The 23,442-nt window shown below is 68.2% G+C and carries 20 protein-coding genes, 1 tRNA gene and 3 pseudogenes; 11 read left to right on the top strand and 13 right to left on the bottom strand.

What is annotated here, in order from left to right:
* The first annotated feature begins 8 nt into the window (after positions 1 to 8).
* Complete coding sequence (locus tag ACFCLZ_RS28330; protein WP_380280490.1) at positions 9 to 3,056, top strand: pPIWI_RE module domain-containing protein; 3,048 nt, start codon at positions 9 to 11, stop codon at positions 3,054 to 3,056.
* Positions 3,057 to 3,151: 95 nt separating this feature from the next.
* On the opposite strand, the gene ACFCLZ_RS28325 is transcribed toward ACFCLZ_RS28330, so the two are convergent.
* Entirely contained in the window at positions 3,152 to 3,463 is a 312-nt protein-coding gene (locus tag ACFCLZ_RS28325; protein WP_380286310.1) for an IS3 family transposase, read from the bottom strand.
* A gap of 231 nt (positions 3,464 to 3,694) precedes the next feature.
* Positions 3,695 to 3,841 (bottom strand): annotated as a pseudogene (locus ACFCLZ_RS28320) (transposase); the annotation flags it as partial.
* A gap of 700 nt (positions 3,842 to 4,541) precedes the next feature.
* Here ACFCLZ_RS28320 and ACFCLZ_RS28315 point away from each other — a divergent pair.
* Positions 4,542 to 5,795 (top strand): tyrosine-type recombinase/integrase, encoded by a 1,254-nt coding sequence (locus ACFCLZ_RS28315; protein ID WP_380280488.1) that lies wholly within the window; start codon positions 4,542 to 4,544, stop codon positions 5,793 to 5,795.
* Positions 5,796 to 6,145: 350 nt separating this feature from the next.
* On the opposite strand, the gene ACFCLZ_RS28310 is transcribed toward ACFCLZ_RS28315, so the two are convergent.
* Positions 6,146 to 6,249: transfer RNA gene (locus ACFCLZ_RS28310), tRNA-Pro, on the bottom strand.
* Between the two features lie 552 nt (positions 6,250 to 6,801).
* Between ACFCLZ_RS28310 and ACFCLZ_RS28305 the strand changes: the two genes are divergently transcribed.
* Both ACFCLZ_RS28305 and ACFCLZ_RS28300 read left to right on the top strand, forming a co-directional pair.
* Positions 6,802 to 7,959, top strand: a complete 1,158-nt coding sequence (locus ACFCLZ_RS28305; RefSeq protein ID WP_380280486.1) for a tyrosine-type recombinase/integrase — start codon at positions 6,802 to 6,804, stop codon at positions 7,957 to 7,959.
* A 249-nt stretch (positions 7,960 to 8,208) separates the two neighbouring features.
* Positions 8,209 to 9,342, top strand: a complete 1,134-nt coding sequence (locus ACFCLZ_RS28300; protein ID WP_380280484.1) for a hypothetical protein — start codon at positions 8,209 to 8,211, stop codon at positions 9,340 to 9,342.
* A gap of 333 nt (positions 9,343 to 9,675) precedes the next feature.
* Here ACFCLZ_RS28300 and ACFCLZ_RS28295 read toward each other — a convergent pair whose 3' ends face one another.
* Complete coding sequence (locus ACFCLZ_RS28295) at positions 9,676 to 10,044, bottom strand: hypothetical protein (RefSeq protein WP_380280482.1); 369 nt, start codon at positions 10,042 to 10,044, stop codon at positions 9,676 to 9,678.
* A gap of 90 nt (positions 10,045 to 10,134) precedes the next feature.
* Here ACFCLZ_RS28295 and ACFCLZ_RS28290 point away from each other — a divergent pair, with 90 nt between their 5' ends.
* From ACFCLZ_RS28290 to ACFCLZ_RS28275, 4 genes and pseudogenes are all read left to right on the top strand, one after another.
* A complete protein-coding gene (locus ACFCLZ_RS28290; RefSeq protein WP_380280481.1) occupies positions 10,135 to 11,205 on the top strand; it encodes a hypothetical protein in 1,071 nt (356 codons plus the stop codon).
* Positions 11,206 to 11,300: 95 nt separating this feature from the next.
* Complete coding sequence (locus tag ACFCLZ_RS28285; RefSeq protein ID WP_380280479.1) at positions 11,301 to 11,672, top strand: type II toxin-antitoxin system RelE/ParE family toxin; 372 nt, start codon at positions 11,301 to 11,303, stop codon at positions 11,670 to 11,672.
* Positions 11,669 to 11,971 carry an XRE family transcriptional regulator gene (locus tag ACFCLZ_RS28280; protein ID WP_380280477.1) on the top strand — a complete coding sequence of 101 codons (303 nt, stop codon included), beginning with the start codon at positions 11,669 to 11,671 and terminating at the stop codon, positions 11,969 to 11,971. Before ACFCLZ_RS28285 ends, ACFCLZ_RS28280 begins: the two co-directional genes overlap by 4 nt.
* A gap of 211 nt (positions 11,972 to 12,182) precedes the next feature.
* A pseudogene (locus ACFCLZ_RS28275) lies at positions 12,183 to 12,794 on the top strand (helix-turn-helix domain-containing protein); the annotation flags it as partial.
* A 34-nt stretch (positions 12,795 to 12,828) separates the two neighbouring features.
* Here the strand turns inward: ACFCLZ_RS28275 and ACFCLZ_RS28270 are convergent.
* From ACFCLZ_RS28270 to ACFCLZ_RS28240, 7 genes and pseudogenes are all read right to left on the bottom strand, one after another.
* Positions 12,829 to 13,065, bottom strand: coding sequence for an integrase core domain-containing protein (locus ACFCLZ_RS28270; protein WP_380286309.1), 237 nt, complete (start codon positions 13,063 to 13,065; stop codon positions 12,829 to 12,831).
* Between the two features lie 64 nt (positions 13,066 to 13,129).
* Positions 13,130 to 13,741 carry an IS3 family transposase gene (locus ACFCLZ_RS28265; protein ID WP_380280475.1) on the bottom strand — a complete coding sequence of 204 codons (612 nt, stop codon included), beginning with the start codon at positions 13,739 to 13,741 and terminating at the stop codon, positions 13,130 to 13,132.
* On the bottom strand, positions 13,738 to 14,028 hold the full coding sequence (locus ACFCLZ_RS28260; protein WP_380280474.1) for a transposase: 291 nt from the start codon (positions 14,026 to 14,028) through the stop codon (positions 13,738 to 13,740). The genes ACFCLZ_RS28265 and ACFCLZ_RS28260 overlap by 4 nt, the downstream gene beginning before the upstream one ends.
* A 185-nt stretch (positions 14,029 to 14,213) precedes the next feature.
* Positions 14,214 to 14,552 (bottom strand): hypothetical protein, encoded by a 339-nt coding sequence (locus ACFCLZ_RS28255; RefSeq protein ID WP_380280472.1) that lies wholly within the window; start codon positions 14,550 to 14,552, stop codon positions 14,214 to 14,216.
* Between the two features lie 139 nt (positions 14,553 to 14,691).
* The gene (locus ACFCLZ_RS28250) at positions 14,692 to 15,855 is read right to left on the bottom strand and encodes an ImmA/IrrE family metallo-endopeptidase (protein ID WP_380280470.1); all 1,164 of its coding nucleotides are present in this window, start codon (positions 15,853 to 15,855) and stop codon (positions 14,692 to 14,694) included.
* A gap of 33 nt (positions 15,856 to 15,888) precedes the next feature.
* A complete protein-coding gene (locus ACFCLZ_RS28245) occupies positions 15,889 to 16,545 on the bottom strand; it encodes a hypothetical protein (protein ID WP_380280468.1) in 657 nt (218 codons plus the stop codon).
* A 573-nt stretch (positions 16,546 to 17,118) separates the two neighbouring features.
* Positions 17,119 to 17,436, bottom strand: a pseudogene (locus ACFCLZ_RS28240) (transposase); the annotation flags it as partial.
* Positions 17,437 to 17,966: 530 nt separating this feature from the next.
* On the opposite strand from ACFCLZ_RS28240, the gene ACFCLZ_RS28235 reads away from it, so the two are divergent.
* The 3 genes from ACFCLZ_RS28235 to ACFCLZ_RS28225 all read left to right on the top strand — a co-directional run bounded on the left by ACFCLZ_RS28235 (position 17,967) and on the right by ACFCLZ_RS28225 (position 19,711).
* Positions 17,967 to 18,218, top strand: coding sequence for a hypothetical protein (locus ACFCLZ_RS28235; RefSeq protein WP_380280466.1), 252 nt, complete (start codon positions 17,967 to 17,969; stop codon positions 18,216 to 18,218).
* Between the two features lies 1 nt (position 18,219).
* Complete coding sequence (locus tag ACFCLZ_RS28230; RefSeq protein WP_380280464.1) at positions 18,220 to 19,215, top strand: sigma factor-like helix-turn-helix DNA-binding protein; 996 nt, start codon at positions 18,220 to 18,222, stop codon at positions 19,213 to 19,215.
* A gap of 109 nt (positions 19,216 to 19,324) precedes the next feature.
* Entirely contained in the window at positions 19,325 to 19,711 is a 387-nt protein-coding gene (locus tag ACFCLZ_RS28225; protein ID WP_380280462.1) for an IS5 family transposase, read from the top strand.
* A 620-nt stretch (positions 19,712 to 20,331) separates the two neighbouring features.
* Here ACFCLZ_RS28225 and ACFCLZ_RS28220 read toward each other — a convergent pair.
* Both ACFCLZ_RS28220 and ACFCLZ_RS28215 read right to left on the bottom strand, forming a co-directional pair.
* Positions 20,332 to 21,777, bottom strand: a complete 1,446-nt coding sequence (locus ACFCLZ_RS28220; RefSeq protein ID WP_380280460.1) for a hypothetical protein — start codon at positions 21,775 to 21,777, stop codon at positions 20,332 to 20,334.
* A gap of 497 nt (positions 21,778 to 22,274) precedes the next feature.
* Positions 22,275 to 23,279, bottom strand: coding sequence for an SEC-C metal-binding domain-containing protein (locus tag ACFCLZ_RS28215; RefSeq protein ID WP_380280458.1), 1,005 nt, complete (start codon positions 23,277 to 23,279; stop codon positions 22,275 to 22,277).
* Positions 23,280 to 23,442: the final 163 nt, after the last annotated feature.

Genomic DNA, 23,442 nt, shown 5'->3' with positions numbered 1-23,442 from the left:
GAAGCTACATGTACAAGAACATCCGCCGATCCGCGTACCACCTGGCCGAGGAGGGCACCCCCTGGACTGAGGACTTCCACGCACTCCCTTTCCCCGAACACTGGCACGCCGGACTCCTCGAACTGCACAACCACGGGCGGGACGAGGAGAAGCGGCAGCCGACGCTGCCCACCCGCCGACTCGACGGTGTGCTCCAGACCCTCGCCCCCGACGTGATCGTCCGCCCCCGGCCGCGGATCCCCGTGGAACCGGGGCCGCAGGTCGCCGAGGACTTCTGGATGTATGTACCGGCCTCGGCGCCCGACCCCCTCCCGGGCCGTTCCCTGCAGCAACTCCTCGACGCCTGGCTGCGTACCCTCGGGCCCAGGGACTCCGCGCAGGATCCCCGGTTCCGCTCGCTGTTGCTCGCGAGCAGCACCGAGCTGAAGCAGAACCTGCCCAAGTGGCAGCCGGTCGGCGGCGTCGAACTCCTCACCACCCCGACCACCCGGGGCGGCACTGCCGCCCCGGAACCGCGCCAGTTCCAACTCGCCACCGACGCCCTGGCACGCCGCATCCTGACCCTCGACCCCTTCCCGTTCGAGGGTGGGGAGCTGCGGTTCCGGGCACTGCCCCGCGGACCTCGCGACCAAGGCGCGGAACTCATGTCGCAGCCCCTGTGCCGGACCGTCAAACGCAGGGAGTGGTGGTTCTCCGTCCTCCTGAACATCTCCCTGCACACCACGCCGTTCGACCCCAGGCCGCGTCTCCACCTGCACTGGGGTGTACGCCGCTGGGCGACCCACCCTCGGACCACCACCAAACGCCTCAACCTGCCCTACCGAGAGGCCACTACCGTCTACCTGCGACCCACCATCCCCTGGCTGCCCGGCGCACCGGCCACCGAACGCTACGCACTGGCACGCCTGCGCCGCGACCGCGCCGCCGACACCTTCGTCTGGTCGGAGAACGACACCGCCGGCATCCTGCGCGGACTCAGCCTCGCCGGCAACTTCCCCGACCCCGAACAGCTGCTCACCGAACCGGTCTCCTGGATCGGCGAGGGCCGCGGCGTCCGCGCCGCCGTGGTCCACAGCACCAGGATGGGCAAGCACGAGATCGGCAGCGGCTTCATGCCCAACCAGCGAGCCCAGCTCACCGAATGGGCCGAGCAGGCCCTTCCTGAAACAGTGGCCCGGGTACCCGACCTCACGCGCGGACGCGGCAAGGGCATCGGCGCGCCGGAGAACCGGCGGCCCAAGCCCAGGACAGACGAGGCCAAGAAGGCCGAGCTGCTGCGTGAGACCCAGGCACGGCGCGTTGCACTCGCGGCGCAGGCCCGGATCGCCTCCCACGGACCGGAGCAGGCCGGCCCGCCCGTGGTGGAGACCCGGCTGCTGTGGCAGTCGCCCGAGGTACGCGGCGAGGCAGTGGAACAGTTCGCCAAGGCCTTGGGCCTCGACGGCGACGGCGGCGCCAGTGCCGCCCACGTCACGGACCGGGACTTCGACGAGGCCACGCCCGGAGCACCGGTGGTCCTGGAGTGGCGGACGGCCGAGGTCACACTCCGGCTGCGCTGCCTGCCCCTCGCCGACGGACTGGGCGACCGACTCGTGCCCGACCCGGCAGTCAAGGGCAAAGGCGCGGCGCTCGCGACTGCCGTCGCCGAACGGCGCCGTGCCCTGCGCGCCTGGCTCCGCGCGGACGGCGCGGACCCCTCCCGCCCCGAACTCGCCCTCGTGGAAGTCGCACACCGCAGTACATTCCGCCCGGCATCGACGGACCCCAAGTTCGCCATCCGCCTCGGGTGCGCCGACGCAGGCCTGCTGACTCAGTTCGTTGTCACCCCGTCCACCGATCGGCAGATCGACAATGCGGAAAGCCTCGACCACCGCACGTACAGCTCGTGGCTCGACGGACTGCGCCAGCTCGGTGTCCGCGTCCTGCCCCAGCACACCCTCGGTGACGATCTTCCGGACTCGCTGCAATACGCGGCGGTGTGGATGGTGAAACGTCGTAAGGACGGCCCGACCCGCTTGCCCAAACACATGCCTGTGGCCGTCCTCGTCACCCCGCTCCCGGCCGGGGAAGGCCTTGCAGCCGTACGCGGCTGGGACGACACCGCAGGGGAATGGGTACCCTACCCTCAGTTCCTCCTCGGTCTGGTGAAACAGGCGGAGATCGGCCCCGAAGCGTTCACGGAACCTGAGACTTCAGACGATGACGCACGCCCCGATGCCCCTCGGGTCACCGGCAAGCAGTGGCGCAGTAACCTCGCCCAACAGCGCAGGGAGACCGCGGCATTCCTCCAACGCGTGCTGCACTCCCTCCGAGGGCAGCCCACCGCACTGATCACCCATGCTCAGAACAGCCGACTGCACTGGCCATGGCTCCAGGACGGCCAGACCGAACGTGACCTGATCAAGCCCGGCCACGCCCCGGCAGGCCGACTGGACGACGAACTCCGCCTCGTCCGCGTGCGCGGGTGCGGCGGTCGCGAGAGCGCCCAGTGGTGGGGCCTGGCCGATCCGGGCAAGCCCCACGGGCAGCCGGCCGGCTTCTGGGCACAGAATCCCCAGCAGCGGTACGGGGACAGGGCTTCGTCGCGCGAGCGGGTCTTCTACAGCACCACCGAACGCCCCGGAACCCATGCGATCTCCCCCGCACTCGACCGCCTCGCCACCCGGGTCAACGCGGCAGGCAACCTCACCTCGCAGGCGGGCACCAGTGCCTGGAACCCGACGCTGGTAGAGATCGCGGTACTGGGCTGCCACGAGGACGACGACTCCGCGGCCCCCGTACTGGAAAAGTTCGACGACCCCGAGGCGCTGGCCCTCGCCATGCACCAGCTCCGCCAGGCCCCGGATTACGCCGCCGCCCTGTCTCTCCCCCTTCCCCTCCACCTCGCGGGGCTGGCCCAGGCATACGTCCTCCCGACACTCGCCGACGGCGACCGGACTTCGAACGAGGAGTCGGACACACCCGCCGGAGACGAGATCGGGGAGGACCCAGACCTCGCCGACGCGGCCGGACTATCCACGACGCCGGACGACGAGGCCGAGACGGCCCACGGCTGACGAGGGGATCGACAACTACGCAGTGCCTGACGATGGAGGACACCGTATCCACGAGACCTGTGTTCTGACTGGGCGTGTCGCCGTGTTGACAGGGTTCAGGTTCCGCACCCGGTCGGGGTGGTTTCACTGGTGAGGCGGCGGGTCATGAGGCCGATCATCGCGACATGGATCACGGCTTCCGAGCGGGCGGGTAGGGCTTCGTAGTGGTTGATCCGAGTCCCGGTCCCGCGCAGTTCCGCGGTCACCCTGGGCGAGCCGTAGGCGCCACCGGAATCGGCGTGGATCTGGCGGATCCGTTCGGCCAGGACCTCGTCCTGGTACCTGCGGACGGCTCTGGCATCAGCACCGCTGAGCCACTTGTAGTAGCTGGAGCGGTTGACGTCCAGGACCTGGCACAGCCGCTTCACCTCGTAGGTGTCCCTGTGGTCGTGGACGAACTGGAAGCGGCTCACCAGTTCGTCTCGCCGGCGAAATACTTGGCCGCCCTGCGCAGGATGTCCCGCTCGGTGGCCAGCTTCCGCTCGTTGGCCTCGAGCTCGGCCACACGGGCCTCCAACTGCCAGATCGGCGGCCACGGCCGACTGTCCTGCCAGGGCCGCCGCCTTCCCGCCCGACCTGGGGACGGTGGGGACGACGCCGCGGCGTTCGCGGTCCCGCAGCACCCACTCACGCATCGTCGCCCTGTTGATGCCCAGGTCAGCGGCAATGTCCTTGTACGTCGCTCCGAGCGTGGACTCGTACAGGGCCACGGTATCGGCCCTGAACTCGTCCGAGTAGTCCTTCATCGCTATCGGCGGTATTCTCGCTTCCTCCGGATCAAGCAGATCCAGTATCAGCGTGTCCTCCCATCAGGGCGAAGGCCCGAGCCGCGGAAGCGTTCGCTGTCGCACAGGCTGCTCGATCACAAGCACAACCGTGCAGTGCTGGGCGGAGATCGCCAATGCGCGATTGCTGGCGCGAGAAGTGAAGGTAGACAACCTCGCGTGGCGCTGCAACGGGCGACCCATTTCAGACTGGGCAATATTAATATCGGATCGTTGACCGTCGGAGTCTGCCTCGCCCACTCCTTTTCATTCCCACACTGGTGATGGTGGCGTCATAGCCGCCAACGGCTGCTTGTTCGATGGCTCGACCAGATCGAGGCGTGGCTCCAGATGGGCTCGGGCCCGTGCGGAACGCCGACGCCTGGCGGCGCCGTACCAACGCCGACAACGCAGCGTAACGGGAGATCGGCCAGAGCACGCCTTCGTAGGCGACATCAACTACCGAGGGTGACAGGGCGCCAGCGTTGACCTGCCAGGAACCGCGCCGCGCTGCACGAGGCGCAGCCATCAAGTCCAGGTGCGGGTGCTCACCGGAAGTCGCAGGTCAGGCCACAAATTGCGTGTTGGTGATCGCATGGTGGTCGCAGTCGGCCATCCAGGCGTGAAATCTGTAGCCTCGCGGGCTGATTGAGAAAGTCAGGGCCGCAGGAGGCAGGAGAACGTGGTGCGTAGTTCGGGGCGGCGGCGGGGTCGGGTCTACCGTCGGTGCGGATGCCGCGACGCGGCTCGGCGTCAGCTCGGCGCCGGATGCCCGCGCCTGGTCGAGGAGGGGCACGGCACGTGGACCTTCGCCGTCGACATCCCCTCGCTCAGCGGTCGCAGGCGCACGGTACGCCGCGGCGGTTTCGAGGACGACTTCGCCGCCGAGAGCGCGCTGCGCCGCTTCCTCGAAGGCCGCCAACTAGGCTTCGACGCCGACCCGCACGAGACGGTGGCCGCCTACCTCACCAAGTGGCTGAAGTCGATGGAGTTCCTGCTCAAGCCAACCACCTACGCCCGCTACCGCAGCTACGTGCTCTGCGAGTTGATCCCCGTGTTCGGCAAGCTGCGCCTGGAGGAGCTCGCCCACGATCACATCGCCGCCTACGCGCACGAGCAGCTCGAGTCCGGCCGCGGCCGCCAGGCCGTCTACCACTGCCTGGCCACGCTCTCCAGCGCCCTGGGGACCGCCGTCCGCACCCACCGGCTCCCCTTCAACGCGGCCCAGCCCCTGCCCATGCGCCGGCCCCGCGCCGACGAGCGCGTGCCCTGGAGCGCCGAGCAGGCCGTCACCTTCCTCGCCCACTGCCGCGACGTCGACCCCGCCTTCGCCGACCTCTTCGAGGCCATCATCGGAACCGGCCTGCGCAAGGGCGAGGCACTCGGGCTTCAACGCCAGTGCGTCCGGATCGAGGACCGCGTCATGTACATCCGCCACACCCTCTCCGCCATCGACAACCACGAACTCGTCCTGACCGCACCGAAGACGAAGAAGAGCCGCAACTGGGTGCCCCTGTCGGAGCGCGTCGCCGCCGCCCTCCAGCGCGCCATGGCCAGGAACACCTCCGCCGACAACGACCACGTCTTCCAGGGCACGGACGGCAGGCCCCTCCACCCGGCCGCGGTCCGCCGGCGCTTCCACGAGCTGCGCGAGCAGACCGACCTGCCCCACGTGACCATCCACGACCTGCGGCACCTTGCCGCGACCCTCGCCTTGGAGGGCAACGTCTCCATGGCGGTTATCTCCAAGACTCTGCGGCACTCTACGCTCTCGACCACTGCGAACATCTACAGCCACCTGACCTGGGAAGTGGCGATGGCCGCGGTCCACACCATCGAAGCCAGGCTCTGCCTCGTCGAAGCCCGCGCGCGCGGCGTTGACGTCCTCGGCCTCATCGGCCCGGCACCGAACCCGCTCTTCAGCCACGCCGCCTGACGGCACTACAGCCACGTCCCATGCCAGGGGTACGCAGAACACCGGGCAGCCGGTCTGCAGCTGACGTCCACTCAAGCAACCGCCCACAAACGGATGCCGCGGGTCTCACAGGCATGCCCGCCCACAGGAAAATCAACGTCACTCCGACGCCGAACCGCGTCCGAACGGCCTGTCAGCTGCGCTCAACTCGCCAGCGAAGGACGAGCCAGCCACCCTGAGATGCCCCCGAGTGCAGGTTGTGCCCTCCGGCCGCGACGTGAACGAGCGTTCACGACCACACTGCGACCACCAACCACGAAGGCCGTCTCCGCCATCCGGCGGAAACGGCCTCTGACCTGCAGTGATGCAAGTCGGGACGACAGGATTTGAACCTGCGACCCCTTGACCCCCAGTTCAACTATTGTCGGCAGCCGAGACCTCAAGGTCTTAGCTTCTTTGTTGCTCAACTATCCCGAGGCGCACGTGAGTTGGAGACTCTCAGTGGAAGTGGCGCCACAGACTTCTGACGGTGGCTCAGTGTTTACTTTGCGCACAAGCGCCCGTTTTCGCCCATCAGCGTTCATGAGCGCTCATCGGGCGTGGTCCCAAAATGGTCCCCAAGCTGACCACCCCGCCGCGGCTACTGCCGGTGACCGAGATCTGTCGACCCTTCAGCAAGCACCACCGTGCGATCCCGACATTCGCTGCGCCGACGGCTCCGGCCAGCTCGCGGGGCCGGCTCCTGCGAGCGGATCACGGTCGCTTACCCAGTGGCTACGGATGGTGATCTTCCGGGCGGTGTGTCGCCTTGGGCGTGTCTTCGCCGTCTGGTTCTGAGTGCTTCGTGCACCGCCCCGCACGCTCTGCCGCCACACCCGACACGGCAGCCACTCTTGCCCCAGGGGCACCACTCAGCCCGGGAGAAGGGAAGCTCATGGGACAGCGTGCGCAGCGTGGTCGGGTGTACCGGCGGTGTGGTTGTTCGGACGGGCACGGGAGGCAGTTGGGTTCGTGGTGTGTGCGGTTGTTGGAGGAGGCGGGTCACGGGTCGTGGACGTACTGCGTCGACCTGGCCCCCGAGGACGGGCAGCGAAAGACCCGCCGGCGCGGTGGGTTCGCCACTCGCGCCGAGGCGGCCCGCGAGATGAGGGCGGTGCTGGACGGTGAGCTGCGCGGGGTCTACGAGAACCGCCGCACCACCGTCGCGAGCTACCTGCGGGAGTGGCTGGCCACGAGGAAGCCGCACCTCGCGCCGAACACGTACGCCGGCTACGCCGCGTGCGTCGAGCGGGACCTCATCCCCGCTTTCGGCCTCCTCCGGCTCCTCGACCTGCGCCCGGAGCACGTCGACGCCTGGGTCTCCGCCCAGCTGGAGGCCAATCGCGGGCGCGTCACCGTCTACCGGGCCGTGTCCACGCTGCGCAACGCGCTGAACGCCGCCGTGCGCTCCTGGCGCCTGCGCTACAACCCGGCCAAGCACTCCGTGCCGCCCAAGCCCCGCGCAGCCGAGCGCACCTGCTGGACCCCCGAGCAGGCAGCCACCTTCCTGCAGCACGGCGCCGAGCAGTACGCGGACCAGCTGACCGACCTGTTCGAGGTCATGCTCGGCACCGGCATGCGCCGCGGCGAGATCCTCGCCCTGCACTGGTCCGACGTCCACCTCATGGACCGCAAGCTCTACGTCCGCTGGACCCTGGCCGCCATCGACAACGGGAAGATCCACCTCCGCGAGCCCAAGACCGAGGCCAGCCGCGCCTGGATCAGCCTCTCCCCCAGGGTCATCGCCGCCCTCCATCGCCAGGCCGCGATCCAGATGGCCGCCCACCCCGACGCCCGGCTCGAGGGCCTGGTCTTCGCCCGCCCGGGCGGAACGCCGCTGCGGCCCCAGTGGGTCCTCGACCAGCTCCGAAAGCGCACCGCCGAAGTCGACCTCCCGAAGATCGGGCTGCACGACCTGCGCCACACCGCGGCCAGCATCATGATCGCCGAGAACATCCCTCTCGCGATCGTGTCCAAGACCCTGCGGCACTCCACCCTCGCCACCACGATCAACCTCTACGGCCACCTCTTCAAGGACTCCGCCGACCAGGCCGTCCAGGCGCTCGCCTCCGCCCTCGACCGGGCCCAGGCATGCCAGCTCCGGGCCGTCCCCCGTGACGACGACGACCTGCCGCTGGCGGCGTAGCAGCAGCCGCGACCGGAACCCCTCACCAGTCTGACGAGGCTGCACCTGAACGCCGTCCCGGGGAGGGCGGCCGTCAGGCCTTGCGGCTGGCTGCTCGCTCGCAGGACGGCCCAGCAGAGGCCGGACCCACGAGGAAATTCGGATGGCCAGTTCGGGGTCGCAGGTATTCTCCGTTACGGCGACCGGCACCCATCCAGCCGGTCGACCCTCTGGCCGACTTCATCAGCCAGCAGGCACGGAAGGACCTCAGTGATAGACCTCAGCAACTACGAGCTGGCCTGGCCGGTCGACCTCTTCGTCAGCGAGGCCAACCACCTCACCGCCACCGACCACAACAGCTGGGTGTCCAGGGCCGAGTGGCTACTCACTGAAGCGTTCCAGGGGGCCAGTGCCTGCTCGGACTTTCAGGATCTTCCTGCCACAGCTCCCCACAGCAGCTACTGGAGCCCCCGTTCCGATCCCCCGCCATGGGAGCAGGCTCCAGTGGTGACGCAGGAGACCTGGTTTCGTGAGCTGGCCGGCAGAGCGAAGGAGGTCCGGCATGTCACGGAGCCGCGTCCGTACTGGCCACAGCGCCAAGGGAAGGCTGCCCCGAACGCATCGGCAGGCTCATATTCCGTAGCTCATGCATTCGCCCGGCTGATCGGGGAGATGCACCGCAACGGCTATCTCGCGGAGCACTTCGGGCAGGAGTGCGTCGACGTCTATGCGGACCTGCCGGATGCCGCCGAGGTGCTGGAGCGCCGACTGGGCATACCTCTGCTCTGGCCCCTTACCCCTGGGGAGTGGGACGAGGACACGTTCCTAGGACTGGTAGAGGTCTTCCATGACCTGGTCTCACGTCCGCGTGATTGCTGGTACCACTCCTACAGCCAGTGTGGTTGGCATCACCGGGAGTTCCATGCAGGTCCTGCTCGGACGTTGTACAGGTGGCAGGTGAACCGCCTGCTCGCGAGTGCCGGCGTTCAGTACCGCCTCGCCGACGAGGGCGAGGACCAGGGCCGGCTCGTCGCGGTCACCGATGACGCCCGCGCCGACCTCGTCCACCGTGCCCTCGCCGTCGCCGACCCCGACATCAAGCAGCGCACTACGCACGCCATCGCCCTCTACCGCGGCCGTGGCGCGTCCATCGAGGAGAAACGCTCCGCGATCATCGTCCTGGCAGGGGTCCTCGAGGAGCGACGTGACCTGATCCGTGCCGAGCTCGGAAAGCCCGATGACGGTGCGCTGTTCCAGATCGCCAACCGGTTCGAGATCCGCCACCGTGATGCCTCTCAGCAGGAGGACTACGACCCGGCGTTCCTCGACTGGATCTTCTGGTGGTACCTGGCCACCGTGGAACTCACCACGACGATCGCCCTGCGGCAGCGGGTGGGTGAGTAGGTCGCCGGGTAAGGCAGCGTTTGACCTCGGGTCTTACTGCGCCGTTGCGGGGCGAACCCGCCGCGCGAGCGGCCAGGGCCCTCGCCCCCACCACGACCTCCACCAGGTGGGGCGACAAGGCTCTGCCGGGACGTCCCGTCCCGGTGTTCTCCCAGTCCGGCCCCATTGGGAGGCCAGGATCGGCGGCTGGTCGGTGCAGGCGCCGGCCGCGTGCTGGTAGGCCCGAACGATCGTGGAGTCCACGGAGGTGTCCCAGTCGATCCCGCCGCTCGTGTCCACTGCGGCGGACGCCCGCGACGAGCAGGACGTGGCAAGCGATCGAAGTCCTGCGGGCTAGGGGGTTGCGGGTTCCGAGGAAGCGGAAGCCTCAACCCCGCCAGAGCCGCCTCCCGAACTGACCGTCGGGACGCCCGGGGACAGGCCGTTCTGAGCACGGATCACCTCCGCTTGCGCGCGGATCACCTCCGCCTGGGCAGTCATGACGTCCGCGCCGGCTCTGCCCTTTGCTGTGACCAGCTTGGCGTAGGCCCCGACGATGATGGCGATCACATAGCCCACAACACCGGTGAGGCCGATCACGGCAGTAACGACGGGCCCTGCGTCACCGGGACCGAGCTGACCGTGGGTATTCCAACGCTCGATCAATACCGCGATGCTGAACCAGGCGAGAGCTGTGCAGAGCCCTGCCGAGAAGATGATCAAACCGATCAGGGCGACTCGCGGGCCGCGGCGGAGGTCCCGCTCGTAGCGCTGGCGGGCAGCATCGGGCCGGAGCCGAAGGACCATCCTCTCGTGCCGGTCCGGCTTACGCCCACCCAATGGCTTGTTGAGGGCCCTTCGGGCTTCCACATGGTCAGCGAATCCGGACACGGCAGCAGCCGCTCCTCCGCCCATGACCAAGACCGCAACCTGCAGCACCCAAGAACTAACGCGCATGCCGTCGATCAAAGCAGTCCCGTGCTTGGACTGTCGGGCAAACTGCCTGACCCGACGGCGGCGGCTGCCGTTCAGCGAAGGCGCGGTGTGCTGGTGTTGCTGAACCTGCTACGGGCACGGTTGAACCGGCTTCCACTGCCCGACCGGGCGCTGGCCTGGTGCTGGTCGGCGGGCTCGACGCGGCGGTTCGGCGTGGGCCGGGCAGTGCGGGTGGGCATCCACCGCGCTGCGGTAGCTGGTCACGGTGAGTCTGTCGCTCGGCCTGTCGGCCAGCTGCTGGCGGTGGGCGCGGAACTCAGCGACCTCGCCCAGTGGCCGGCAGTGGCGGAGCAGCTGAGCACGCTGCTGCGACACGATCCCGGATCCCAGGGCTACCGCAGGGCCCTCCTCCTGGTTCCTCTGATCGGCGGCAGACCGGTCCGGCTCCTGGCACATCAGCTCCAGAGCACGCTCTGGCCGGGTACCGATCTCTTCGACACCTGGGACACGACACTTCCCACAGCACACCCGACCCCCCTCGCCGATGCGGTCATCGACGCCCACCAGGCGCTGCAATGTCTCTCAGGGCTGGCGCACCTCGCGACCCTGTGGGACGCCGACCCTCGGCATCAGAACGTCGCCGACCAAGCGATGGGGCAGTTCCAGCAGGCGCACCACTCGATCATGGCGCTACGGCCCGGGGATCCGGTCATCGGTGAGGTCGTGGACTTTCTCGCAGCCCTCGCGCGCCGGGTGGGAAGCGAGCATGCCGATGGCGCCCGTTGCCGAGATACTGGAGTACCGACCCTTGCGGCTTCCATCGCCGAAGGCGGCACAGGCCGGCCGACAGACGACTTCCTGCAGCTGAACGGCCTGATCACGATCGCCCTTCAGTGGGACCTCGACCCCGGCCGTGCCGCTCAGCTCCTCGCCCGAGTCAACGGCTGAATCCCGTCGCCGGTCGGGCGCTCCTGCCGACGGCTCTTCTGCCTGCGCTCCGGAATAACTTGCAGCGCATATTCGCTGAAGCGCATACTGTCGACGTGGCATGGGAAGTCTCACTGGAGAGCGAGGTCGAGGAATGGCTCCTGGACCTCGCACAGCAGCATCCGCAGACCGCCGACGAGGTCGCGGCAGCCATCGACAAGCTGGAGCAGGACGGCCCGACCCTCGGCCGGCCCCTGGTGGACCGCATCCACAGCTCCAAGCACCACAACATGAAGGAGCTCCGCCCGCGGACCACCGGACCCGACGAGATCCGGATCCTGTTCGCCTTCGACCCCGAACGCCAAGCCATCGTCCTGGTAGCGGGAGACAAGGCCGGAGCATGGAAGCAGTGGTACGAGATCAACATCCCCATCGCCGACGAACGATTCAGCAGGCATCTGAAGGCCATCGAGGAGGGCAAGCCATGAAGTCCTGGAAGGACGTACGACCCGGTGTCGTCACCGACCCGCAGCGCGTGTCCGCACACCGGGAGAAGCTCGATGCCGAGGTGCGGGCCTACCGCCTCGCCGAGATCCGCCGCGAACAGGACCTCACCCAGGCCGAGGTCGCCGAAATCATCGGCATCACCCAGCCCAACGTCTCCCGACTCGAGAGCGGCGCGCTCGACACCGCAGCACTCTCCACGATCCGCGCCTACGTCGAAGCCCTCGGCGGCCAGCTCCGCATGGTCGCCGACTTCGGCGACCGCACCCTCACCATCGGCTGACACTCCAGCCCAACCACTCGCACCGTACCCGCGCGCTACGCGCCTGCTTCAGCTATCAGCTTGCGCGGAGCTGGACTCGGCGGCCCTGCCCTTGCCGATAGCCTCATCCGCCCTGGTGGGAGCCGGTGAGCGATGATTCACCGGATGCCGACCGCGTTGCCGAGTCGGCGCTCTGGCGAGACTGGCGATTACCCCGGCATGATGATCAGCCGTGCTGCTGCGACTGGCCTATCTGGGTGTGACGAACGCGTTCTCGATTCTGCGGCTGCTGCCGATGAGCGACCGCGACAAGGGCGTGGAGACCCTCGCACTGCGCCATCAGATCGCAGTGCTGGAGCGGCAGCTGAGCGGACAGCGCGTACGGTTCGAAGCGAGCGACCGGGCCTTTCTGGCAGCTCTGCTGCACCGGATGCCGACGCACGCGCTGCACCGGATGCGCTTGCTGATACGGCCGGACACCGTTCTTCGATGGCACCGCGACCTGATCGCCCGCCGCCACGCCACTCGCTCCCGGCCCAAGCGCGGCGGCCGACCGCGCACCGTGCGCTCCGTCCGAGCCCTGGTCCTTCGCCTGGCCAAGGAAAATCCGGCTTGGGGGTACCGGCGCCTGCATGGGGAGCTTCTCGTCCTCGGTGTGAAGGTGGCCGCCTCCACGGTCTGGGAGATCCTCAAGGAAGCCGGTATCCCGCCATCGCCCGAGCGAACCTCCACCAGCTGGGCGGACTTCCTGCGCTCCCAGGCCGACGCACTCCTCGCGTGCGACTTCTTCGAGACGATCACCTTGTCCGGGGCCCGCCTGTACGTACTCGCGGTGATCGAGCACGTGAAGTTCCACCCTGCGCTCGGACACTCTCTGTCTACGCCGCGAGGATGTGACCTTGCTGGTGTCGCTGGCGGATCTCGACCGGGGTGAGGTAGCCCCACTGGGGGTGCCTGCGTAGACGCCTGCGGTTATAGAAAGTCTCGATGAATGCGAAGATCTCCGTGCGGGCGGTGGCGCGGTCCGGCCAGATCCGCGTGCCGATCTCCTCCTTCAGTACGGCGAAGAAGCTCTCGGCAGCGGCGTTATCGTAGCAGGAGCCGACTCGCCCCATCGACTGCCGCATTTCCAACTTGCCTATCTCGCTGCGGAATTCACTCGACGTGTATTCACCGGGTTCAAGGGGTCGTTGCAACACCGCTGGTTTGGAGCGAGAGTAGCTGATCGTCGAGAGCCTCCGCGGGTGTTCTCCAGCCGAGTGTCTTCCGTGGCCGGGTGTTGAGCGCGCCGGCGACGGCTGCGAGGTCGCGGGCGGTCCAGCGGGCCAGGTCTATGCAGGTCGCCAGGTAGAGCCAGCCCTCCTCGGTCGGCAGGAAGGTCATGTCGCCGACGAGCCGCATCCCCGGCCGGGGCGCGCTGAAGTCGCGCCCGATCAGGTCGGGGACATGCACCGGCTTGCGGGCCTGACGGGTCAGACCATGGCGTCGGCGGCGGGTGACGCCCGCGATCCCACGCTCGCGCATGATCCGCTCGACCCTCTTCCGGTTGACCGCCCGGCCCTGGCCGCGAAGCTCCGCATGCACGCGCGGGACGCCGTAGGCGCCCCGGGAAGCCAGGTAAATCACGGTGATCTCGGCGGCGAGCAGGTCCTCCGCCCGCTCGCGGTCACGGCGGGCCTGCTCGCCGGCCCGCCAGTCGTAGAACGAGGAACGGGCGATGCCCAGAACCCGGCAGATCCGCTTGACGCCCCAGGCGCCGTGATGGTCCTCAACGAAGCGGAAGCGGATCACCGATTCGTCTCGGCCGCGAAATAGGCGGCCACCTTGCGCAGGATCTCGATCGTCTTCTGCTGCTCGACGGCCTGTCGCCGCAGCCGGGTGGGCTCCTCGCGCTCCGCGCTGGTCAGTTCCCCGGGCCGGCCCTCGCCCCGGTCGGTGCGGTCCTGCTTGACCCAGCCCCGCAGCCCTTCCGGGCTGACCCCCAGCGCCCTGGCGATCTCGGTGACGTTCCGATGTGGTGACGAGCGCACCAGCGCGACCGCGTCGCGCTTGAACTCCGCCGTATACCGCTTACTCATGTTGCTGTTGGTTCCCACCTGAAACTGCTTCCTCCGGGCTCACACGTCCCAGTGTCCAGGTGTCCGAGCCGAAGGTGGAACTTCAACCCGCTTCGAGGCCTCCGTCGAGGACGAGGTAGGTTGCGCGCCAGCTGAGGGGCTCGTGATCGTTTCCGAATGTGGTTCGAGAGCGGCGCACACGCTCGTCAGGATGGGATGTCGGCCTGAACGTCGACACGCGGTGTCTGGGCAACGGTCTGCTCCGGCAGGCAACCGGCACGCTCGACGCCCTCCACACCGGCCAGCTGGCGGCGCGCGTCCAGTAATAGATGTTCAAGCAGGCTCACTCTGGCCGCGAGAAGGGCAGCCGTGGATGGTCGGCTTGGGCCGGCACTGTTCGCGGCGCTCTTGGGGTGGCCGGCTCGCAGCGCGATGATGGCGCTGGCCAGGTCGTCCTGGCTCCGCAGGTAGCGTGTGGATACCCCGGAGCGCCGCGAGACCTCTGCGAACGTGACTGCCGCGCCTGAAATGACAGCCTCGGCCAAGCCCCGCTCGGCTGCGGACCGCTTGGCCTGTGTCTTGCTACGGCTTGCCCTCCGAAGGGCGGCGTCCTGCCGCTGACGTCCACTCTCCGGCACCAGGCGTCCCTTCCAGTTGCCTACTCGTGGGCGCACCCACAAACCTTCATGCGCGGCGCCGGAAATCGACGACGTTGGAAACTGGTTCGGAGGCCAATCCCCGCTTGGCCTCAGCCTTGACGGGAGCCGGGCGCTGGCCGTCCACGACTTCCTGCATCAGGTCCTTGGACCAACCGCCCGTGAGCGCCGAGAACAGCTCAGCAGAGGGCCGTTCATCCATGCCACGTTCTGTCATAACCGCGAGCAGGCGTGGTCGTTCCGGTTCCAATTCGTCCCAGGCGGGCTCCTGTACCCGCCAGGTCACATGGGTCACGGGGTCGCGGCGGGCGGAGAGCTGCTTGAACAGGCCGGTGGCCCGCGCTTCATCGAGGAGCTGGTTGTGCCGTCCATGCATGATCAGCGACGACAGCGACATCTGCCACCGACGCTTGAGCGGCATGAGGGTCGCCAACGTAACCGTTGTCGGCCACTCCATCTCCAGTGCCGCGGCGGGGAAGAGAAAGGCGTTCGCGAAGCGGTTCGCCTCGTCCTCGGCCGCTTCAGGCAGCGCGCCATGATGCATGACCAGATGCCCCAGCTCGTGGGCAATGGACCAGCGAGTCCGCTCCCAGGAGTTAACCGGGCGCGCGACGATCAGCGGCTCGTCATGAAAGTCACCTGTCCATACCGAAAAGGCATCATGCTTCGCGTCGGGCATGCCGATATCGGCTACAACGATGGGCACGCCGGCCCGCTCGACCGCGTGCGTCACATGAGGGATCGGCTCTCCCTCTTCCAGGTCGAGAGCCAGTCGGGTCAGGGCAGCAGCGTCTTCGGGCGTCGTACCCGCCAGCAGGTTCTTAGGGAGCCGCAGCGGCGGATGAGTGGCATGTTGGGACAGCACCTGCCAGAGTTCCTGGACCATCTCCGCGAACGTCGTCAAAGCATCGATCTCAGCGATCTTGATGCTCTTCTTCGCCCGCAAGAGAAGCGAGCCTCGATGCACCGGAAGCCCTGCGGGAGGCGAGGTGAAGAACTCCTGGGGGAAGCGCAACCGGAGAGCGAGCGCTCGAACCCGTAGCACGGGCATACGGGTGCTGGCCGAACGCTCAAGGGCCGTCCAGGCTGAAGGCGTCAGCCCGAGCATCTCGGCCAACGGCTTGATTGGACTGCTGCGGATCGTCCTCGCTTGACGGACCCGGTGTCCATAGACCAGCACCGTGTCAGCCACAGCAGTCCACCTCTCCATTTCTCCCTGGCGCCGTTAGGCTCCGGTACCCGTCTCCCCTGCTTCCTCCGCCACTGGGGCGACCTTGCCGACGAGGTCCTCGAAGTCGTCGTGCACGGCCTGGCCGACCACGCGAAGGCCGGTCCTCTCGGCGAGGGCCACAGCAGGGATGCGCACAGCGGCCAACGCATTCGCCGCGTCCAGCTTCTTCACGCTGTCCACTACGAGAGCGGTGAACTCGCTCAGCAGCCCGTCCACACCGAGCGACCAAACCACCAAAGGCCAGGTGCCCTCCGGTAGAAGATCCACGCCGATCGGCGTATCGAACAATAGTTCCTGAGTGGCATGCCTGGGAACCTCGACCTCCGCCCGAACGGCGGCTCGCGCCGCCGGCAGGGCGCGGACCTTTCGGAGCGGAAGCTCCAGGCCCGAGCCACGCTCGACCAGCCGCACGCCTCGGTTGTGGACCGCCCGAACGCTCAGGGAGAGCCCGTCCATGGACGAAGCCGCGAGGAGGAACCGGTCCCGGAAGTCCATGCCCACAACACTGCCGGCCACGGCGTCGGGCTCTGGGCGCTTCGAGCGCTCGGTGATCATAGCCTCGGCCAGAACGTCCTCGGCCACTGTTCGCGCCCGCCCGAGGGCCACCAGGTTGCGCTCCACGTAGGCGTCCAGCCACGACTGTGGGTTCATGCCGAAAATTTCTCGCACCAACCCACATCACGTCAAGCCAACTTCCGTAAAAGTAGCAGGACTTGGCAACACTGTTCCCATAGGATCAGCGTACTCAGCTGGGGCTATTCCACTCGGAAAACTCGCCCAATGCCCCCGAACGAGCGACCCGCGCCAGGGAAGGCGGTGGCCAAGGACGGCCCACAGCAGGTATAGAGCTGCCCGGGGTGCCCGAACCCCGACTCACGGGATCGACCGTCGCCCTGTTCAAGATGGAGCCCGGGCAAGCCCTCGGCCCGGGCGCACGTCGAGCCGCCGCACTGGCCGTGCACGCCGCCACCGCGGACCCCGACGTGACGGGAAGACCCGCAGCTGCGCACGCTGTGCGGCCCGGAACTCCGCAGGATGGAGCAGTCGCACTACCGCCCGCTGCCGGCCGGGTGAACCTTGCTACCCGGCCCCGCTGGCGACCAGCGGTGCTACGAGTGCGAGCGGGTCCTACGGGCCCTGTGGCACCGCGCGCCGACGGAGACGGCGCGGTCGGCTGGATCTCCCCGGCCGCAGTCACCCTTTGCGGGCGCCAGGGACGTGCTAGCGGGCCCGGCACACGGTCGAGTCCACCGAGGCGGTCCAGCCGATGTCGTCCTCGGCGTCCGCCGCGGTGAGCACGGCGGCGAAGATCCGCTGCCACCTGCCGTCGACCGCCCACCGCAGCAGCCGCTTGTGCGCGGTCTGGAACGATCTGAGTTCCTCCGGCAGGTCCCACCAGGGCGCGCACATGCGGTACTTCCACGCGATCGCTTCAAGCGTGCGGCGGTGGTCCGCCCACCGCCGCCCACGGACAGGCTCGGCCGGCATCAACGGCTCGATCCGGTCCCACATCGCGTCACTGATCACCAACCGGACAGACACATCCGATCAACTGCTCAGTAGATCAAAGAGACACGCCTTAGGTCGGCCCTCTTCTTCCCGCCGTGGAGGCAGTTGCACGGGAGGCGGCGCTCGTCGCCGCCTTCCCCTGGGCCGCACCGCGGTCTGCCCGGACTCCAAGGCGGACCTCCGCCCTACGCGGAGCGGAACGCCGCTGCCCCCGTTGGTCTTAGCGGACCCAACCGGGGCAGCGACACCGTTCGAACAGTACCGCCCGGACGGCTGATGGTCAGCTGCCGCGTGTGCCTTTGGTCGAGTCGCAGCGCCAGCATCCCCTCTATCGAGCGCGCGAGTGCACGCGTGCACGCTCGCATGTAGAGACGCGGCGGGCATTAAAAGACATTAACCCCAAGGGAGGTGAGATGAATCACCTTGGCGATCACTGTTTGCAGTTGGTGCGGCCGTTCCGCTTACTTTCATGATGGTCAGTCAGAGCCTTTGGCGTGTGCTTTTGGTCGAGTCGCAGCCGATGGCTTTGCGGTCATGTGCCCCTCTGTGCGAAGGAATTGATCATGCCAAGGACCTTGCGCGCCCGCATTCCCTCCGTTCGTGTCAAGCGGAACGAGCTGGCTGAGCCGCTGCTGCGTCGTCAGCGCGCCGCGGGCGCCACCCGCGGCACCGCCGAGACAGCGATCGCCTCGGGAACAGCTCTCGCCCTTACCGGGGTTTCCGTGGCCTGCCACTGGACTCCCGAGCAGCTCGCCCTGGTACTCACCGCGGCGGCCAGCTGCATCACGCCGGCACTGCTGCGCAACCGGATCTGACGTGGCGGCCGACGATACCGTCGGCCGGGCCGGGGCGGTCGGGGAAGCATCCGGCCGCCCTTCCACCGCCGATGGCACTGGGGCCTTCGAGGCATTCGCCCGGCAGGCTCAACTGACGGGCCGTTCCTACGTCCGCAGGCGCAGCCCTGACCTCGATCCTTCAGACATCGACGACATTGTCCAGGGTGCCCTGGTGAAGGTGTGGGGGCGTTGGGACCGGCTCCCGGGTCCGGATGATGAGCGCACAGCGATGCCGTACTTCTTCGCGGTCCTGCGGACAACGATCACGGACCACTTCCGTGCACTCTCGCGGCAGCAGGCGACGGTCGCACGCTCCGATCCGACGTACACGGAAGCCAAGCCGGATCACCGCCTGGACGCGCTCGAGTTCGAGATGACAGTGAAGGACGTCCTGGACACAGTCGATCCCCATCTCAGGAAAGCCATCCTGGACCTGTTGGGCGAGAGCCTCGATGTTCCCGCCGCGCACAGTGCCGGGGACTGGAACAAGGGGCCTGTCACGGCCCGTCAGCGGCGCGACGATCTTCTCCGAAGGTTCCAAAGCGAGTTACGGCCGGTGTTCGAGCAGGCCGGCCTGGTAGGTCTCCCAGATGACCGGCCCTCGAGGCCCGCGTTTGACGTCAAAGCCGCACTCCACGCTAACTGCTCGACCTGTCGGCCGGAGATCGCTTCACGGCTCGTTGCGGCTGAGGCCGAGTCCGCACACGAGGCGCGCCAGCGAGAGTGGCTGGAGCGCGAGATCGACCGGCTCCCCGCACGGGAGCAGCAGGTCGCCCGGTTGGCGGCGTCCGGCGCTACGCCGGCGCAGATCGCAGAGCGACTCGGCATCTCGGCAAACAATGCGAGGGTGACCCTGTGTCACGCCCGAAAGAAGCTGCAGGCCAAACTCAACGTGACTCCCAAGCGGCTTGGTCTGCTCCTCAAGCGCCCCCCACTGCGCCATGCCGACATTTATGTCAGCTGTTCCTCTTGTTGAGCCGCGCCAGCCTCCGCTTGGGCGGCCCCACATGACGACCCAGAATTTCTCGGTCCAGCAGGCCAGGCCGTTTCCTGCTGATCATCTGCTCGTTGGTTGATGTGTCTCGTTGACTGATGCGCAGTGGGCGCGGACAGAGCCGTTGCTGCCGGACCGGACGCCGAGGAAGGGCGGGCGATGGCGTGATCACCGGCAGGTGATCGGTGCGATCTCGTGGAAGTACCGCACGGGCGCTCCGTGGATGGCGCTGCCCTTGGAGTTCGGGTCGTGGAAGGGCGTCCACAACCGGCTGCGGACGTGGGCTCCGGACGGGACCTGGGAGCGGATGTTCACCGCGCTGCTGGCCCAGACGGATGTTGAGGGCGACCTGGACTGGGTCGTGGCTGTCGATTCGACGATCGTGCGGGCGCACCAGCACGTGGCCGGGGCCCGTCAAAAGGGGCCCCGGCCGACGAGTCGCACGACCATGCCCTCGGACGCTCCCGCGGCGGGCTGACCATGAGGACCCACCTCGCCGCCGACGGCCGCTGCCGGCTATCGGCGTTCGTCCTCACGCCCGGCCAGGCCGGCGACGCCCCCGCGTTCGAGCACGTCATGGGCGCCATCCGCGTCCCACGCTCTGCCGACCGCCCGCGCACGTGCCCGGACGCGGTGCTCGCGGATAGGACACCCCATGAAGCTATAGGGTCAAGCAGCTGCGGCGAGCGGCGAGGGCTTCGGCGGGGTGAACGCGATCGCCTCGATGCAGATGGCAGCGGGTTCCCGGGCGGGAGACCCTGTTCCTTTCATTGCACGGCACCTATTTGACCATCTACAGAGAGTGATCAAAGTGGCGAGCCCGAGGGACCTACCGGCTCGATCGGGTCACCCGGGGCGGCCCTGTGACCTCCCGGTGCAGTCGTTCTCGGGTTGTGGGGCAGCTCATGGGTGTACCGCTGCCGCTGGAGATTGCCCCGATCCGCTCGGCCACCCGTTCACCCTGCGCCGCCGGCTTGGGACGGGGCCGAGCACCGGCTCGGAAGCTCTCGCCGGCGGTCTATCTCCAACCGGGAGCAGCACGGTGAGGCCGGGGCGCCCCGTAGCCGGCCCAACCGCTCTGAGCGGCTCAGGGATCGTTCAGCGGCGGAAGCCGCGGTGCGGGTCGCGGGTCTTCACGTTCCCGAACGGGTTGAACCAGGCTGCCGCGCGTAGGTCGCCCATACCGATCTGCTGGTTGGTTTCGCCGTCCGGGTCCTCAATGCCGTCGAAGCGGGCGTTGTAGAGCATGAGGACGTCGGTGTCCTGGAAGAACATGTCCGTGCAGGCGTCGAAGTCGTAGTCGTCGCGGTGGACCGGCAGCGCGGTGTGGTCGGGATCGTCCGTTTCACCGAGTTCGTCGTGCAGGTCGCGGGCGTCGTCGAGGGCGAAGTGGAGGGCGAGTTCTTCGGCGGTGCAGGTCGGCTGCGGCCACCGGCCGTGTTCGAGGTCGTCGGCGAGGTCGTCGGCGGCGCGGGCGAACCGGCGGCGCCACTGGAGGTCCGCGGCGAACGTCAGCTTCGGCATCCGCGCGAACACGCCCCAGTTACCCTCGTGCTCGCCTTCCACCAGGCGCTCGTCGCCGAGTTCCGCGGCGTCGTCGTACGCCTCGTCGGCGAGGACCGTGAGCGCGGCGTGGAGCAGGTCCGCGGTGCGGGGGGTCAGCTGCCACAGGCAGCTCTCGTCCTCGCACTCAGGGTCATCGCAGTGGAGCGGCTCCGACGCGAACAGCGCGACGAAGTCCACGCGCTCCTCGGTCGAGTCACTGTCGCCGGGCTGTTCCGATGCCCGGTGCAGCCAGCCCTTGCCGAAGTCCTCCACGACGGGCTCCCGGCTCCATTGGGCCACTTCGTGGCACTCGTCCGACCGCAGCCGGCGCGCCTTGCCGAGGTCGAGGAGGCTGTCGGCGCCTTCGACCTCGGATCCGGAGTCGGCGAGCCACATCACCGCTCCGACCACGTCGTGCGGGTCGTCCTCGTCCAGTTCCTCGGCCGGCAGCGGACTCCAGCCTCGGTCGGTGGCGGCGTCCAGCAGGGCCTTCCGGTCGTGGACGTGGAATTCCCGCAACACGGCGAGACGGACGACCGGGCCGGCGAGATCGCGCAGCCGGGCGTCGTGGGGTGTCCGGACGGCCCGGCCGTCGGTTCCTTCCTCCTCCGCGCCGTCCAGGTCGACTTCCGGGTCGTCGAAGGGCCCCCTGTCGCCGAAGCCGTCCGAGTGTCCGGACCAGGTGAAGAGTGATCCTGCGGCGGCCGGCCAGGTTCCGGCGAGCGTGTGGACCACCGCCTGCCGGAGGGAGGCTGCGGGCGCATCAGGAAGCTGTCGGCACAGGTGCTCGACGTGTTCCTCCGAGGCGTCGGACTTTGAACGCAGAGCGCGGAGCAGTTCGGCCGCCCGTTGGGCGAGTTCGGGCTCTCGGCAGGTGAGGACGGCCTGGAGCGAGTCCGGTCCGTCCTGGTGGCCGACGAGCGCCAGGACGCGGCTCTTGCTGGCCGTGTGCTCGCAGAAGAAGTCGCGGGGCACGGCGGTGGGATGGTGCAGAGGCATGCGGAGGACTCCAGAGGAAGGGGATGGCCAGGTGCTGCCGCACAGGCGTGGAGTTCCGCTGGTGGACGCGCTGCTGACGTGTCCCCGGACGGGTGACGAAGGTGTCGACCGTGGCTGGCTCCGCCGATGCTGTCGGCGGCCCGGACCCGAGCTGCCGATCACCGTACCCGACGGCAGCACTCGTGTCCGCCTCGAAAGCCGGATACGTCTCGAACTCGGAAACCTGGCTGGCCGCCAGCGGCTCAGCAGGCTGTCCTGTCGAGCCGCACGGACGCCTCCGCTGTCCAGGTCGCCGCCGCTTACCGGTCGCGGGCCGAGCGACGCGCCGAGAGCGAGCGGCGATCTGGAAGCGGTCCACCGGTGGACGACTCCAAAGGCTTGATCAGGTGTCGGACGTACGCACTCCGCAGTCATGGCATGCTGGGGCGGCCGGCTGCCTCTGGGCCCGGTCGACGTGCCGCAGACGATCCGCCTCCACTCCCGGCGTACTCAGCTCCTCACAACCCCGCCGGGTGGCAACGGCCGGCCTTCCGGCCGGAGCCACAGGGACACGCGGCGTTCTTCGGGACCGCACGCCCCGGCCCCGTGGGCCTGGCCTTGGGAGCCGTACGGCCAGTCGTCTGCGCCATGCCGTCCGCCCGCCAGCGAGCAAGCGCCACCGGAAGGCGGTCACCTTGCTCGAGCAGCCACTGTGCCGCCGCCCGGCCGGATTCATCGGGGAAGGTCTCCGCTGCCTTGTGCAGCCCATCGTCGGTGAGGAACGCCGCCGCGATGGTGGCGTACGAGGGCCCCTGGAAGGTCTTCATCCCACTCAGGCGGAAGACGTTGCGGGCGTATCCCGCCCCCGCCATCACGGCCGCGCCGGTGACCGTCGCACCGGGGTCGTCCTCGCCTGGCGGCGTACTGGTGGCGTTGAAACGGTCCACCAGGGTCTTCTCGCCGGGAGAGAGCTCGATGTGCGTCTCCGCCGTCAGCAACTCCTCGTAGCGGTCGTGCAGTTCACTGCGGTCGGAGTAGGTGAACCTGTCGACGGCGGAGGTGTGGGAGAAGTGCACGACGTGCATGTCGTCCTGCAGTCCGGAGGACTTGATCTCCACCGCATCCGTACCGGCGTAGCCGGCCGCGAGCACGCTGGCCGGTCGGCGCTGCCCTCGGCGGCCGTCGTCGCCCAGGCGCGCGCCCGGAGACGACAGGAACGGACAGATCTGTGCCGCGTAGACACCACAGATCTCGTGCACCGGGGCCTCGCCGCTCCAGATGGCGTCGACGCTACCTCCTTCCGGCATATTCATAGCGAACTGCCACCGTGCCTCGTCGCGGAACGGCAAACCGCAGACCGCGCACCAGTCGAAGGTTGCGAGAACCAGTTTGCGGTCCTCGTCGATGGAGCCGAAGTCGACGCCGTCGGTACCGCGGTCTACCGTCGCGATCACCGGATACCCACGAGGGTCACGACTGAGATGCCCCAGACGCTGAGGGATGGTGATGTCTCCGGGCTTCACGGCCGCTCCTAGATGATCTTCGCTGCACCTCGCAATGAGCATATGGGCGATCTATGACAAGCACCCGGGAAACCAAGGACCACACCCACCGGCGAGATCCGTCGCATCAGTGGCGCCCACCTGGAGCAGCAACCAGCCGGCGCCCGCGAGCACTCGTCGTCTG

Source organism: Kitasatospora purpeofusca (assembly GCF_042691725.1).
Taxonomy (GTDB): Bacteria; Actinomycetota; Actinomycetes; order Streptomycetales; family Streptomycetaceae; genus Kitasatospora; species Kitasatospora purpeofusca_B.
This window is presented reverse-complemented; position numbering and strand designations above follow the sequence as displayed.

Excerpts from the sequence above, each read along its gene's own strand:
- ACFCLZ_RS28330 (WP_380280490.1), top strand. The coding sequence starts at position 9 with ATGTACAAGAACATCCGCCGATCCGCGTACCACCTGGCCGAGGAGGGC.
- ACFCLZ_RS28280 (WP_380280477.1), top strand. The coding sequence starts at position 11,669 with ATGAAGTCCTGGAAGGACGTACGACCCGGTGTCGTCACCGACCCGCAG.
- ACFCLZ_RS28270 (WP_380286309.1), bottom strand. The coding sequence starts at position 13,065 with ATGGGGCGAGTCGGCTCCTGCTACGATAACGCCGCTGCCGAGAGCTTC.
- ACFCLZ_RS28260 (WP_380280474.1), bottom strand. The coding sequence starts at position 14,028 with ATGAGTAAGCGGTATACGGCGGAGTTCAAGCGCGACGCGGTCGCGCTG.
- ACFCLZ_RS28245 (WP_380280468.1), bottom strand. The coding sequence starts at position 16,545 with ATGAACCCACAGTCGTGGCTGGACGCCTACGTGGAGCGCAACCTGGTG.
- ACFCLZ_RS28235 (WP_380280466.1), top strand. The coding sequence starts at position 17,967 with ATGCCAAGGACCTTGCGCGCCCGCATTCCCTCCGTTCGTGTCAAGCGG.
- ACFCLZ_RS28220 (WP_380280460.1), bottom strand. The coding sequence starts at position 21,777 with ATGCCTCTGCACCATCCCACCGCCGTGCCCCGCGACTTCTTCTGCGAG.